12 protein-coding genes are annotated in these 13,411 nt (G+C 67.8%); 2 read left to right on the top strand and 10 right to left on the bottom strand.

Features of this window, described 5'->3' with window-relative positions; genetic code table 11:
- Positions 1-53: 53 nt before the first annotated feature.
- From G7A98_RS06230 to G7A98_RS06250, 5 genes are all read right to left on the bottom strand, one after another.
- Positions 54-1,331, bottom strand: coding sequence for a hypothetical protein (locus G7A98_RS06230; protein WP_240464686.1), 1,278 nt, complete (start codon positions 1,329-1,331; stop codon positions 54-56).
- Positions 1,319-1,696, bottom strand: coding sequence for a DUF2069 domain-containing protein (locus G7A98_RS06235; protein WP_224414914.1), 378 nt, complete (start codon positions 1,694-1,696; stop codon positions 1,319-1,321). The genes G7A98_RS06230 and G7A98_RS06235 overlap by 13 nt, the downstream gene beginning before the upstream one ends.
- A complete protein-coding gene (gene wrbA, locus G7A98_RS06240) occupies positions 1,689-2,309 on the bottom strand; it encodes an NAD(P)H:quinone oxidoreductase (RefSeq protein ID WP_163648628.1) in 621 nt (206 codons plus the stop codon). The genes G7A98_RS06235 and wrbA overlap by 8 nt, the downstream gene beginning before the upstream one ends.
- A 39-nt stretch (positions 2,310-2,348) precedes the next feature.
- A complete protein-coding gene (gene arsC / locus G7A98_RS06245; RefSeq protein WP_163648629.1) occupies positions 2,349-2,702 on the bottom strand; it encodes an arsenate reductase (glutaredoxin) in 354 nt (117 codons plus the stop codon).
- Between the two features lie 77 nt (positions 2,703-2,779).
- Positions 2,780-3,208, bottom strand: coding sequence for a gamma-glutamylcyclotransferase family protein (locus tag G7A98_RS06250; protein WP_224414915.1), 429 nt, complete (start codon positions 3,206-3,208; stop codon positions 2,780-2,782).
- A gap of 128 nt (positions 3,209-3,336) precedes the next feature.
- On the opposite strand from G7A98_RS06250, the gene smrA reads away from it, so the two are divergent.
- Positions 3,337-3,930: a DNA endonuclease SmrA gene (smrA, locus tag G7A98_RS06255; RefSeq protein ID WP_163648630.1), complete on the top strand. Its 594-nt coding sequence runs from the start codon at positions 3,337-3,339 to the stop codon at positions 3,928-3,930.
- 41 nt (positions 3,931-3,971) lie between these two features.
- On the opposite strand, the gene G7A98_RS06260 is transcribed toward smrA, so the two are convergent.
- The 4 genes from G7A98_RS06260 to metH all read right to left on the bottom strand — a co-directional run bounded on the left by G7A98_RS06260 (position 3,972) and on the right by metH (position 11,366).
- Positions 3,972-4,502, bottom strand: a complete 531-nt coding sequence (locus tag G7A98_RS06260; protein WP_163648631.1) for a DUF934 domain-containing protein — start codon at positions 4,500-4,502, stop codon at positions 3,972-3,974.
- Positions 4,495-6,147, bottom strand: a complete 1,653-nt coding sequence (locus G7A98_RS06265; protein ID WP_163648632.1) for a nitrite/sulfite reductase — start codon at positions 6,145-6,147, stop codon at positions 4,495-4,497. The genes G7A98_RS06260 and G7A98_RS06265 overlap by 8 nt, the downstream gene beginning before the upstream one ends.
- 165 nt (positions 6,148-6,312) lie before the next feature.
- Complete coding sequence (locus tag G7A98_RS06270; RefSeq protein WP_163648633.1) at positions 6,313-7,635, bottom strand: MATE family efflux transporter; 1,323 nt, start codon at positions 7,633-7,635, stop codon at positions 6,313-6,315.
- A complete protein-coding gene (metH, locus tag G7A98_RS06275) occupies positions 7,632-11,366 on the bottom strand; it encodes a methionine synthase (protein WP_163648634.1) in 3,735 nt (1,244 codons plus the stop codon). The genes G7A98_RS06270 and metH overlap by 4 nt, the downstream gene beginning before the upstream one ends.
- 241 nt (positions 11,367-11,607) lie before the next feature.
- On the opposite strand from metH, the gene nfuA reads away from it, so the two are divergent.
- Positions 11,608-12,198: a Fe-S biogenesis protein NfuA gene (gene nfuA, locus G7A98_RS06280; RefSeq protein ID WP_163648635.1), complete on the top strand. Its 591-nt coding sequence runs from the start codon at positions 11,608-11,610 to the stop codon at positions 12,196-12,198.
- A 79-nt stretch (positions 12,199-12,277) separates the two neighbouring features.
- Here nfuA and G7A98_RS06285 read toward each other — a convergent pair whose 3' ends face one another.
- Entirely contained in the window at positions 12,278-13,243 is a 966-nt protein-coding gene (locus tag G7A98_RS06285; protein WP_163648636.1) for a DNA-binding protein, read from the bottom strand.
- Positions 13,244-13,411 lie beyond the last annotated feature (168 nt).

Raw genomic sequence — 13,411 nt, forward strand, 5'->3', positions numbered from 1 at the left:
CACCCGCATCGGCGGGCTTCGCTCTTACCATAGGCGAGTCGGGATAAGGCTGCTCAGCCGAGCCAGGCCCGGAGTGCCAGAATCCCCCCGCAGGCCAGCCAGCCGACGACCGCATAGGGCAGGTTCCAGCGCAGCATCTCGCGAGGCGCCACGCCGTAGCGCGAGCACAGCACCAGGTTGCTTCCCGACAGCGGGCTGCTGCCGGTGCCCAGCGCCCAGCCCATCAGGAACACCATGCCCAGCAGCGTCGGCTCGGGGTGCAGGGAAGCCAGCAGGGGCGCCAGCGTGGTCACACCCACCAGCGGGTGGATGCCGACGAAGGCCAGCGACACGATGACCCCCAGCGTCAGCCAGGCCTGCAGGTGACCGAAATGCGCAAAGGGCAGCACCGGTCCGTCCGGCCAGCTGGCCAGCAGCGCGCTCAGACCACTGGAGAGCACGCCCGCCGCCAGAAACAGCGCGAACTGCGGCATCAGGCGGGCCAGGCCGTGATCGAGCTGCTGTCGCAGGCGGACCTGGCGCTCGCCCCGGGGCGCCAGCAGCAGGGCAGCGACAGGTGCCACCACGCTGATGATCAGCGGGATGCCCATCTCCGGTCGCCAGCTGTGCCAGAGCAGCACGGCCAGCGCCAGCACGCCCGGCAGCAGCAGGGTCCCCGGCGACAGCGGGTAGCCCTGGAACGGCCCCTCGACGCGCAGGACATCCAGGGCGGTCAGGGTCAGCAGCACGCCCGCGCAGGCCAGCCCCCAGGGCAGCAGCGCGGTGAACTCCAGCCCCGGCGCATAGGTCAGTGCCACCCCCATGGCCACGAAGAAGGGCGACCAGGCCGCCGCGGCAGGAAAGGCACGACCCAGCACCATGGCCTGGCGTCGGGAAAGCCCCCGTTCGAACTGCATGCGATCGGCGAACAGGAACAGCGCCGACAGGTTGATCACGGCCCCGAACAGGTGAACGCCCACCAGCGTGCCCAGCAGGCTGCCGTCGTGCCGGGCACCGTCGTGCCGGGCGTCGGCAGCCTGCGGCCGTGGTGCCGCCATCGACAGGAAGCTCACGCCGGCAAACATCATCAGCAGCGTCTGGTTGATGGCCAGAGCCTGCAGCAGGGAGGCAGGCGTGCCGCGCCACAGGGCCACCACCCAGAAGCCCACGCCGGCGCCCCCCAGCCACAGTGCCTGGCGCCGCGAGGCACTGGGCAGCTGGCGGGCCAGGCGCAACGTGGCCAGCCAGCTGAGGATGGCGGCCGGCCATAGCGGCCAGTGAAGCAGGCTGGCGACGATGCTCAGCCCGAGCATCGCCAGGATCAGCGCGCTGGAAGGCCTCAGGCGGCGCACTGACGCCGCCGCCAGCGCGCGTAGGCCAGGCTGGAGATGCCCAGCGCCGCGGCCGCCAGGCACTCCAGCACACCCCACCAGAACCGATCGGGCAGGTTGGCGATGGTGATGCCCTGGGCGACATACAGCACGCTGACGAAGGCCAGCCAGAGGTGGCCGCGCGGGCGGCGTGTCAGGACGCTGGGCAGGAACAGGATCAGGGGCAGCATCCGCACTAGGATCGGGGCCCAGCCGACCGACTCGCTGGCCCGGAGCTGCCAGCCACCGAGCCCCACCAGGCAGAACAGGACGACGAGGCTGATGATCACTCCCAGGCGCGCCTGTCGGGTGCGTCGGTCGATGACGCCACGCTCTGCTTCAGGCATGGCTCGTCTCCGCATGCAGCGCCCTGGCCAGCCGAGCGATGCGCCGCCCCTGCGCCTTGGCCAGATGGCGTTCGGTCTCGTCGACATCGCGCTCGTTGCGACCGCCCGCAACATGACTCGTGCCATAGGGCGTGCCGCCGCTGGTGGTGGCGAGCAGCGCCGTCTCGCTGTAGGGCACGCCGGCATAGACCATGCCGTGGTGCAGCAGCGGAATCAGCATGCTCAGCAGGGTGGCTTCCTGCCCGCCATGCAGGCTGGCCGTGGAGGTGAAGGCCGTGGCCGGCTTGTCGATCAATGCCCCGTTGAGCCACAGCTCGCTGCTGGTATCCAGGAAATACTTCAACGGCGACGCCATGTTGCCAAAGCGCGTCGGGCTGCCCAGCGCCAGCCCGGCACAGTGGCGCAGGTCATCGAGCGTGGCATAGACGGCGCCGGACTCGGGGATCTCGGGATCGACGGCCTCGCAGGTCGGCGATACGGGCGGCACCGTGCGCAGCCGGGCATCGATGTCGCCCAGGCTCTCGACCCCCGCGGCGACCTGCTCGGCCAGGGTGCGGGTCGCGCCGTGGCGCGAATAGTAGAGGACCAGCACGTAGGGACGTGTTGCACTCATGGGCGTTCCTTGTCAGCAGGCAATGGGGAAAGCGGCGGTCTAGCGAGTCTCGAGCAGGGCCAGGATCGCTTCCGGCGGGCGGCCGATCACGGCCTTGTCGCCGCGGTCGAGAATCGGGCGCTGCAGCAGGCGCGGATGCTCGGCAATCGCCTCGAGCATCTGCGCCTCGGAGGGCGCCTCGAGGCCGAGCGCCTTCCATTCCGCCTCGTTGCGGCGCAGCAGGGTCTCGGTCGGGGCGTCGAGGCGGGCGGCCAGTGCCTGCAGTTCCTCGCGATCGAGCGGGTCATCGAGGTAGCGCCGTACCGTGACATCGACGCCGCGTGACTCGAGCAGGGCGAGCGCCTCACGGGACTTGGAGCAGCGCGGGTTGTGCAGGAGAGTCAGGGTCGTCACTCGTAAGTCCTTGTCTGCCGTGGTGGATGGAATCCTCATTCTACCCCATGCGCCGAGAACCGGGAGAGTCGACGGCATTACTCCTCGGGGTCGAGGCGGTCGTAGACCCAGGCCTGTCGGCCATCGGCCAGGGTGACGCGCACCCGCCGGTAGCGCACACCCAGCCGCTCGTAGCGATCCAGCCGCGCCAGTTCACCGGCATCGACCCTGAGCAGCGCCCCCGGTACGCGCCCGCCGGGCTGCGGCACGATATCCAGTTCATCGCGAACGTACCCCGGCAGGGTCGCCGAGGCGGGATCGCCCCAGTCGCCGTAGACCAGCCAGCGCACCACGCCATGACGCAGGGTGCCATAGACGAAGACCCGATGCTCGCCCGGCGCGATCGCTGCCATCCCGGCCGGGCGCGCATAGCCCCAGGGGCTGGCGAAGGTGTACCAGGCATAGCCCGCCGTCATGGCGCCGAGAGCGAGCAGCCCCGCCAGCGCCAGGATCAGCCATCGTTTCACGCGCGCCTCCTTGTCGATTGCTCTCCGGACCCTGCCACAGCTGTCTCCACTTTCCCAAGCCGGGAAGCTTAGGCTGGCCTCGTTCCTTTGCTAACATCGAGATTCGGACCAAGAGGGAGGGTGTCGCCATGCAGCAGCATCACCAGGATGCGGACTTCACGGCCCTGATGGGCGGCAAGGTGCGCCCGTTGACCAAGGGGCGCGACAGGGCGGATGTGTCGACGCCCGCACCGGAACCCGACGAGGCCCAGCTGGCACGGCGCGCCAGCGCCCAGGCCGAGGAGGAGGCCGCCAACTTTCTCAGCGACGAGTTCGTCGACCTGCTGCCGAAGGACGATCCCGTCGAGTATCGCCGGCCCGGCGTGCAGACCGGCGTCGCCGACCGGCTGCGCCAGGGCGAGTATGCCCCGGAAGCCCGGCTGCACCTGATCGGCCGGCCGGTGCGCGAATGCCGCCAGGCGCTGTTCCGTTTCATTCAGGAGGGGGGCGAGCACGACCTGCGCTGCCTGCTGGTGGTGCACGGTCGCGGCAAGGCGGTGGACAGCCATGCCAACGTGGTGCGCTCCTACGTGGCCAAGTGGCTCGCCCAGTTCGAGACGGTGCAGGCCTATGTCTCCGCCCAGCCGTTCCACGGCGGGCTGGGGGCCACCTATGTCATGCTGCGCAAGTCCGAGCGAGCGCGAGCCGCCAACCGCGAACGCCAGCAGAAGCGCCGCGGCTAGCCCGCAACGAGAGAGCGGCCCGTCAGGGCCGCTCGGGTGATTCAGGCGAGCGCAGCTTCCGCGTGCCGGGTGCGTTCACGCAACCGGCGCCGGAACAGCGGTTCGCCGATATCGGTGCCCGGCTGATAGCTGAGGCTGAAGGTGTTGAGCGCCGCCAGGGCATCCTCGACGATCTGGTCGGGACGCAGCGAGAAGGCATTGAACCCGCAGCGACTCATGTAGAACAGCTGGTCGATCAGCACGTCGCCCACGGCACGAATCTCGCCCAGATAGCCGAACCGTTCCCGCAGCAGCCGGGCGATGCTGTAGCCCCGGCCGTCGGTGAACTTCGGGAAGTCGATGGCCACCAGCGGCGCCATGCGCAGGCTCTCGGCGAGTGCCGGTGTCACCTCGGTATCGCTCGGCAGCCAGGGCGCCAGCTCGGCGCGCTCGTCGGCGGCCAGCCACTCCTCCAGCGGCACGATCGCCGGACGACCGGCAGGGCGCTCGGCCAGGCTCTCGCACAGGGTCCAGGCATCCGTGGCGATGCGGCGATCGAGAATCAGCGGACGATCGGTCTGTGACTCAGGCATAGACACGCTCCTTGAAGGGTTTGATACCGATGCGGCGATAGGTGTCGAGGAAGGTTTCCTCGGGCGTGCGTTCGCCGACATAGACCTGCAGCAGCTTGTCGATGACGGCCGGCACATCCTCGCGATAGAAGGACGGGCCGAGAATCTTGCCCAGCGAGGAGGCGTTGCCCTGGCTGCCGCCCAGCGACACCTGATAGTACTCCTCGCCCTTCTTGTCGACGCCCAGGATGCCGATGTGGCCGACATGGTGATGGCCGCAGGCATTCATGCAGCCGGAGATGTTGAGCTCCAGCGGCCCCAGGTCGTAGAGGAAGTCCAGGTCCTCGAAGCGTTCCTGGATGGCCTGGGCGACGGGAATCGACTTGGCGTTGGCCAGCGAGCAGTAGTCGCCGCCGGGGCAGCAGATCAGATCCGCGAGCGTTCCGACGGTGGGGTTGGCCATGCCCAGCGCATCGAGGCGTTGCCAGAGGTCTTCCAGCCGGTCCACCGGGACATCGGTGAACACCAGGTTCTGCTCGTGGGTGACGCGCAGCTCGCCGTACCCGAACTCGTCGGCCAGGTCGGCGATGGCGGCCATCTGCTCGGAGGTGACGTCCCCCGGCGAATGGGCACGCCGCTTCAGTGACAGCGTCACGGCCTTGTAGCCCGGCACCTTGTGGTCGGTGACGTTGTTGCTGACGAAACGCGCGAAGGCCCGATTGTCACGGCGCAGCTGCTCGAAGTCGGCGATGGCGTCATCGGAGATTGCGCGGCGCTCGGGGTCGACGAAGTGCGCGGCGACGGCGGCGACCGCCTCGTCGGTCAGCGTCTGGGGCCCCTCCTTGAGGTGCGCCCATTCGGCCTCGACCCGCCGGCGAAACTCCTCGATGCCCAGTGCCTTGACCAGGATCTTGATGCGCGCCTTGAACTTGTTGTCGCGGCGGCCGAACTGGTTGTAGACCCGCAGGATGGCCTCGAGATAGGTCAGCAGGTGCTGCCAGGGCAGGTCCTCGCGCACCACGTCGCCGATCATCGGCGTGCGGCCCAGGCCGCCACCGGCCAGCACGCGCACGCGGACCTCGCCGTTGTCGTCGCGCCACAGGCGCAGGCCCACGTCGTGAACCTGGATGGCGGCACGATCCTCGGCGGCGCCGGTCACGGCAATCTTGAACTTGCGCGGCAGATAGGCGAATTCCGGGTGGAAGGTGGACCACTGGCGGATCAGCTCGCACCACGGCCGCGGGTCGACCTCTTCATCGGCGGCGATGCCCGAGAACTGGTCGGTGGTGGTGTTGCGGATGTCGTTGCCGCTGGTCTGGATGGCGTGCATCTGCACGCTGGCCAGCTCCGCCAGAATATCCGGCACGTCTTCCATCTTCGGCCAGTTCAACTGCAGGTTGGTACGCGTGGTGAAGTGGCCGTAGCCGCGGTCGTAACGCGCCGCGATTTCCCCCAGCTTGCGCAGCTGGTAGGACGCCAGCATGCCGTAGGGGATGGCGATGCGCAGCATCGGCGCATGACGCTGGACGTAGAGGCCATTCTGCACGCGCAGCGGCAGAAATTCCTCGTCGCTGATCTTGCCTTCGAGATAGCGACGCATCTGATCGCGGAACTGGGCGACGCGCTCGTCGACAAGTGTCTGGTCGTAAGAGTCGTACCGATACATACCGGAGTTGTCCTGCTAGTCAGGGCGAAATGGGATCCATGCCATGCCCTGACCATACTCCGCCGGGTTTATTCTATGAAAGAATAAATAATCATACTTTCTGATTTTATGGTTATTAAAAGGTGCCTGGCGCCGGTAAGGGGCCGAACCGTTCTTGCGCTGCCGCTACACGACTACCTGCTGCCAGCGACGACGCTGCCAGACCATCGCGAACGACAGCGAGTTGAGCCCCCGGTAGCCGAGCTGCGCCCACCAGACACCGAGCAGCCCGGCTCCCTGGTGGACGCCGACCCACCAGGCCAGGGGCAGGAACACCAGCCACTGCAGGGCCAGGGTCAGCGCCATGACCGTGCGGTTGGCACCGGCCCCCAGCAGGGCCTGGCCGAGCACGATGGCGGCGGCGTCGAGCACGATCATCAGCGCCGTCAGTCGCAGCGGCAGGCGGCCGAGCGGGACCAGATCCGCGGGGAGGAAGACGCCCAGCACCGTGTCGGGGAAGATCAGCATCGGCAGGGCCAGCACCGACAGGCAGACCCAGGCCACGCGCACCACGTCCCAGCCCCAGCGGTGGGCATCATGCGGGGTGTCGCGGCCCAGCGCCTGGCCCACCAGGCTCATCGCCGCCAGTCCCAGGCCGACCCCGGGCAGGATCAGCAGCAGTGACAGGTTGACCAGCACATGTCCCACGGCAACACTGGCGGTGCCGATCTGGCCGAGAATCCAGAACAGGGCCGCGTAACCGCCGGCGAACCACATCTGCTGGAAGGAGTGGGGGGTGGCCAGTGCCAGCGTGCGGCGTATGACGGCGAGGCGAGGCCATCGCCAGCGTTCGCGGGTGCGCTGCGTGTGGCGCCAGCTGCTGATTCCCCACAGCAGCAGGGCCACCATCAGGGCCACGGTGGTCCCGGCCCCGGCGCCGGCGGCGCCCAGATCGGGCAAGCCCGCCAGGCCGAAGATCAGCCCGGCACTGACCGCCACGTTGAGGGCATGGGTGACCAGCATGATGCCCAGATAGATGCGGGTCTGCTGGATGCCGTTCCAGTAGCCGCGAAAGCAGAAGATCAGGGCGATCGGCACCAGCCCCACCAGGCGCCAGCGCAGATAGGCCACGGCGACCGCCGCGACGTCCGGCTGACCGGTCAGCAGCCCGATCAGCCGCGGCGCCTGCCAGAGGCAGAGCGCGGTCAGCGGCAGGGCGAGCGCCAGGGCGATCAGCAGCCCGGCCTCGAGGGGCTGGGCGCGGCGCGCATAGGCAGCCTCGCCATGGCGGCGGGCGGTCTGGGACTGCACCCCCGAGGACAGCCCGAACACCACCGCCGTGATCAGGAACATGGCATAGCCGCCCAGCCCCACGCCGGCCAGCGGCACCTCGCCCAGCGTGCCGACGAAGGCGGCATCCACCAGGTTAAGCAGGCTCTGCGAGAGCATGCCGCCGATGATCGGCAGCGCCAGGCGAAGAATCACCTGGCTGCGGGCGGCGTCGATCATTCCGCGGGGTCGTACCCCAGCACCGGCGACAGCCAGCGCTCCAGCTCACCGAGCGTCATGCCCTTGCGCTCGGCCAGCGCCTCGACCTGATCCCGGGTGATCTTGCCGGTGGAGAAGTATTTCGACTCCGGGTGCGCGAAGTACCAGCCCGAGACCGCGGCCGCCGGCCACATGGCGAAACTGTCGGTCAGTTCCAGGCCGGAATTGGCCTCGGCATCGAGCAGGCGGAACAGCGTGGCCTTCTCGGTGTGATCCGGACAGGCCGGGTAGCCCGGGGCCGGCCGGATGCCCTGGTATTTCTCGGCAATCAGTGCATCGTTGTCGAGTGTTTCGTCGGGCACATAGCCCCAGAACTCCTTGCGTACCCGCTCGTGCATGCGCTCGGCGAAGGCCTCCGCCAGCCGATCGGCCAGGGCCTTGACCATGATCGCGTTGTAGTCATCACCCGCGGCTTCGTACTCGGCGGCGAGGGCGTCGGCGCCGTGGCCGGTGGTCACCGCAAAGCCGCCGATCCAGTCGGACCGGCCGCTGTCCCTGGGCGCGATGAAGTCGGCCAGGCTGTAGCAGACGCCGTCGCGGTTGCGGGTGGTCTGCTGGCGAATATGGTGCAGCCGCTCGATCACCGTCTCGCGAGCGTCATCGGCGTAGACCTCGATGACGTCATCGTCGACGACGTTGGCCGGCCAGAAGCCGATCACGCCGCGGGCGGTCAGGCGCTTCTCGTCGATCAGCTTGCGCAGCATCGCCCGGGCGTCGGCGAACAGGTTGCGCGCTGCCTCGCCGACCACCTCGTCATCGAGGATCTTTGGGTACTTGCCGCTGAGCTGCCAGCTCATGAAGAAGGGCGTCCAGTCGATGCGCTCGACCAGCTCCTCGAGGTCGTAGTCATCGAACGCCTTGAGGCCGGTGAAGGTCGGCGCGGGCGGCGTGTAGGCGGACCAGTCCGGCTGGAAGCGCCGCTCGCGGGCCTCGGCGTAGCTGATGTCGGCGGCCTTGGGGCGGCGCCTGGCGTTGCGCTCGCGGACCGTCTCGTACTCCGCGCGGATCTCGTCGACATAGGCCGCCTTGAGGCCGGGCGAGAGCAGCCGGCCGGCCACGCCGACGGCGCGGGAGGCGTCGGTGACATAGATCACCGGATGTTCGTAGCCCGGATCGATCTTCACCGCGGTGTGCGCCTTGGAGGTGGTCGCGCCACCGATCAGCAGCGGAATGTCGAAGCCCTGACGCTGCATCTCCTTGGCGACATGCACCATCTCGTCCAGCGAGGGGGTAATCAGCCCCGAAAGTCCGATGATGTCGGCGTTTTCCTCGCGGGCGGTCTGCAGGATCTTCTCCACCGGCACCATCACGCCGAGGTCGATGACCTCGTAGTTGTTGCACTGCAGGACGACGCCGACGATGTTCTTGCCGATGTCATGCACGTCGCCCTTGACCGTGGCCATGACGATCTTGCCCTTGGCCTGGGAATCCTCGCTCTTCTCGGCCTCGATGTAGGGAATCAGGTAGGCCACCGCCTGCTTCATCACGCGCGCCGACTTGACCACCTGGGGCAGGAACATCTTGCCGGCACCGAACAGGTCGCCGACCACGTTCATGCCGTCCATCAGCGGCCCCTCGATCACCTCGATGGGGCGCTCGGCACGCTGACGGGCCAGCTCGGTGTCTTCCTCGATGTAGGCGGTGATGCCCTTGACCAGCGCATGCTCGATGCGCTTCTCGACCTGCCAGCCGCGCCACTCGAGATCTTCCTTCCTGGCCCCGCCGGAACCGTCACCCTTGTAGCGCTCGGCGAGGTCGAGCAGCCGCTCGGTGCCGTCGCTGCGACGGTTGAGCACCACGTCCTCGACCGCCTCGCGCAGCTCCTCGGGCAGGTCATCGTAGACCGCCAGCTGACCGGCGTTGACGATGCCCATGGTCAGCCCGGCCTGGATGGCGTGGTAGAGGAACACCGAGTGGATCGCCTCGCGCACGGTATTGTTGCCGCGGAACGAGAACGACACGTTGGACACCCCGCCGGACACCATGGCATGGGGCAGGTGGGTGGTGATCCAGCGGGTCGCCTCGATGAAGTCGACGGCGTAGTTGTCGTGCTCCTCGATGCCGGTGGCGATGGCGAAGATGTTGGGATCGAAGATGATGTCCTCGGCCGGGAAGCCGATCTCGTCGACCAGCAGGCGATAGGCGCGCTCGCTGATCTCGGTCTTGCGCTCGAAGGTGTCGGCCTGGCCCTGCTCGTCGAAGGCCATCACCACGATGGCGGCGCCGAAACGACGGCAGACGGTGGCCTGCTCGCGGAAGGCGTCCTCGCCCTCCTTGAGCGAGATCGAGTTGACCACCGCCTTGCCCTGGATGCACTTGAGGCCGGCCTCGAGGATCGACCACTTGGAGGAATCGATCATGATCGGCACCCGGGCGATGTCCGGCTCGGAAGCGACGAGGTTGAGGAAGTGGACCATCGCCTCCTGGGAGTCGAGCATCCCCTCGTCCATGTTGATGTCGATCACCTGGGCGCCGTTCTCGACCTGCTCCAGCGCCACTTCCAGCGCCGTGGTGAAATCCTCTTCCTTGATCAGCCGCTTGAAACGCGCCGAGCCGGTGACGTTGGTGCGCTCGCCGACGTTGACGAACAGCGAGTCGGCCTCGATGTTGAACGGCTCGAGGCCGGACAGCCGGCAGGCCTTTGGACGCTCGGGCAGGCGCCGGGGCGCGACGCCGTCGACCGCCTCGCGGATCGCCGCGATGTGTTCGGGCGTGGTGCCGCAGCAGCCGCCGATGACGTTGACCAGCCCGCTTTCGGCGAACTCGCGGATGATCGCCGCCATCTCCTCGGGCGTCTGGTCGTACTCGCCGAATTCGTTGGGCAACCCGGCATTGGGGTGGGCCGAGACCAGGGTGTCGGCCTTGGCGGACAGCTCCTCGAGGTAGGGGCGCAGCTCGGCCGCGCCCAGCGCGCAGTTCAGGCCCACCGAGAGCGGCGAGGCATGACGGATCGAGTTCCAGAACGCCTCGGTGGTCTGGCCCGAGAGGGTGCGCCCCGAGGCATCGGTGATGGTGCCCGAGATCATCACCGGCAACCGCGCGCCGCGTGCGGCGAACAGCTCCTCGAGGGCATAGATCGCCGCCTTGGCGTTCAGGGTGTCGAAGATGGTCTCGATGAGGATGACATCGACGCCGCCGTCGATCAGCGCCTCGGCGGCCTCGTAGTAGTTCTCGCGCAGGGCGTCGAAGGTCACGTTGCGCTTGGCGGGGTCGTTGACGTCCGGCGACAGCGAGGCGGTGCGGCTGGTCGGCCCCAGCACCCCGGCGACATAGCGCGGCACACCGGTTTCCTCGCCCACCGCATCGCACACCGAGCGCGCCAGGCGGGCGGCCTCTCGGTTGAGCTCGACGACCAGCGCTTCCATGCCGTAATCGGCCTGGGACAGCCGCGTGCTGTTGAAGGTGTTGGTCTCGACGATGTCGGCGCCGGCCTCGAGGTAGTCGCGGTGAATCCGGCACACCAGCTCGGGCTGGGTCAGCGCCAGCAGGTCGTTGTTGCCCTGCAGCTGGCTCGGCCAGTCGCCGAAACGCTCGCCGCGGAACTCGGCTTCGCTCAGCCGGGCGTTCTGCAGCATTGTCCCCATGCCGCCGTCGAGCAGCAGGATGCGCTGTTCGAGCGTCCGGGCGAGCGTTTCGGGCAGGCACGCGGCCACCCTGGGCGAAAGCATCGAAGTGAGCGTAGCGGCAGCCATGGTCGGCATGTGTCTCCAGCAGCGTCGTTTTTCGGTATGTCCTGTCGCGAGGGGCGGCAAGGCCACCTTGCGGTCAGGGCTCGCGCCCCGCGGGCCGGCCCTGTCGGGTGCCACATCCTACCAGACTCGTAACGGCGGCGGGACTCGCCGCCTAAAACCCAGTATTTCAGTCAGGATTGTGCCTGCCGGGGTTTTTTCTTACCATGTCAGGAAAATCTTCAACCCTGACGGGACCCGACTGATGAGCGAGAGCATCCAGATTACCGACAGCGCCCAGGACTACCTTGCCGAACTGCTGGCCAAGCAGAACGTCGAGGGAATCGCGGTGCGCATCTTCATCACCCAGCCGGGCACGCCTTATGCCGAGACCTGCCTGGCCTACTGCCGCCCCGGTGAGGAAGAGCCGAGCGACGAGAAGATGACGCTGGACAAGATCACCGTCTTCGTCGACACCCACAGCGTGCCGTTCCTCGAGGAGGCGGTGGTCGATTTCAACGCCGACCGCATGGGCGGCCAGCTGACCATCAAGGCGCCCAACGCCAAGATGCCCAAGGTCAATGCCGACAGCCCGCTGGAGGATCGCATCAACTACATCCTCTACAGCGAGATCAATCCCGGCCTGGCGGCCCACGGCGGCGAGATCCGCCTGATCCAGCTCACCGACGAGAACTACGCCGTGCTGCAGTTCGGCGGGGGCTGCCAGGGCTGCGCGGCCGTCGACCTGACCCTCAAGGAGGGCGTCGAGAAGACCCTGCTGGAGCGCATTCCCGAACTGTCCGGCATCCGTGACGTGACCGACCACACCGACAACACCAACGCCTACTACCGCTGAAGCGCCGCGACGCCGGCCGCCTGACAGCGCAAGGCCCCGGCACCGCACGGTGCCGGGACCCGTTGCCTCCATCGGCACTTCAGTAGACGAAGGGTGGCAGCGGCAATCGAGCCAGCCGCGCCTCCGTCTCGCGCAGCTTCTCGCGTGCCTCGTCACGTTCCTGCCGATAGCCCTGGGCATCCGCCTCGCGGGCCTCTTCCCGGCGCCGGGCCTCCTGCAGCGCGGCGTCGGCCTGCTGCAGTGACCACTGGGCCTCGCGCTGTGCGGCCTGGGCTTCCGCCTGTTCCCGCCGCGCCTCGCGCAATGCCTCATCCGCCTCCCGTAGCCGCGTTTCCAGCGACGACAGGCGCTGCTGAAGCTGCCTTTCATTGCGCTGGCGTTCCTGGCGCGCCTCGTCGAGCAGGGTCATGAGCCGGCCCTCGGCCGTCTCGTTGCGCGTTTCCTCCTGATCCAGCCGCTTGCGCCACTCGGCCTGCTGTTCTTCCAGGGCAGCCTGGTGCGTCTCGGCAAGACGCTCCCGGCGCACCTGTTCATCGGCCAGCTCGGCCTGCTGCTGCGCGCAGCGCTCGGCGAGCTGTTCGCCGTGTCGTTCCGCGGCCTCGCGGGCCGCCTGCTGCCTTGCCAGCTCCGCACTCTGCGCCTGCAACTGCTGCTGTGCCTGGGTCAGGTGCTCGTTGAGGGCCTTCTCCCGTTCGCGGGCATCTTCCGCCTCGCGGCGCGCCTGTGCCGACTCTTCCCGTGCCGCCGCAACCGCCTTGTCGGCCGCCTCGCGGTAGTGCGCCAGCTCGTCGGCGGCCGCCGCCTGTGCCTGCTCCCAGAGTGTCTGCATCAGCGCGGTGATGGACTCGGGCAGCTCGCTGGTCGCCGGCTCGTCACGATTCTCCTCGCAGCGGGTGCGCCATTCCCGCAGGTGCTCGCTGATGGTGGTGAAACTGCCCGTGCCCAGCACCTCGCGGATCTTCTGGACCCCCGGCGTCTCGCCGCGCTTGAGCAGCACCTCGATGGCCTGCCGTACATCCGCGTACTGCACTCCGCTGCGTGCCATGCCTTTCCTCCCGAGCGATTCGCGATCCTGCTTGTGCAACGCAGTTTACTGCAAGCGCGATAGACCTGTCGCCATTTTACGTATTATGTAATTACGAATTCTACGCATATTGTTCGGAAGAAATTCAAGATTACGCGGCTTATCTTGATGTCAGAGCCTGTATTGGCG

This window comes from Modicisalibacter sp. 'Wilcox' (genome assembly GCF_010993675.1).
In the GTDB taxonomy this organism is placed as follows: domain Bacteria; phylum Pseudomonadota; class Gammaproteobacteria; order Pseudomonadales; family Halomonadaceae; genus Modicisalibacter; species Modicisalibacter tunisiensis.

Bases quoted from the DNA above. Each gene is read 5' to 3' on its own strand.
- smrA (WP_163648630.1), top strand. From the start codon at position 3,337: ATGCAGCAGCATCACCAGGATGCGGACTTCACGGCCCTGATGGGCGGC.
- wrbA (WP_163648628.1), bottom strand. From the start codon at position 2,309: ATGAGTGCAACACGTCCCTACGTGCTGGTCCTCTACTATTCGCGCCAC.
- metH (WP_163648634.1), bottom strand. From the start codon at position 11,366: ATGGCTGCCGCTACGCTCACTTCGATGCTTTCGCCCAGGGTGGCCGCG.
- G7A98_RS06270 (WP_163648633.1), bottom strand. From the start codon at position 7,635: ATGATCGACGCCGCCCGCAGCCAGGTGATTCTTCGCCTGGCGCTGCCG.
- G7A98_RS06260 (WP_163648631.1), bottom strand. From the start codon at position 4,502: ATGCCTGAGTCACAGACCGATCGTCCGCTGATTCTCGATCGCCGCATC.
- G7A98_RS06235 (WP_224414914.1), bottom strand. From the start codon at position 1,696: ATGCCTGAAGCAGAGCGTGGCGTCATCGACCGACGCACCCGACAGGCG.
- G7A98_RS06285 (WP_163648636.1), bottom strand. From the start codon at position 13,243: ATGGCACGCAGCGGAGTGCAGTACGCGGATGTACGGCAGGCCATCGAG.
- nfuA (WP_163648635.1), top strand. From the start codon at position 11,608: ATGAGCGAGAGCATCCAGATTACCGACAGCGCCCAGGACTACCTTGCC.
- G7A98_RS06265 (WP_163648632.1), bottom strand. From the start codon at position 6,147: ATGTATCGGTACGACTCTTACGACCAGACACTTGTCGACGAGCGCGTC.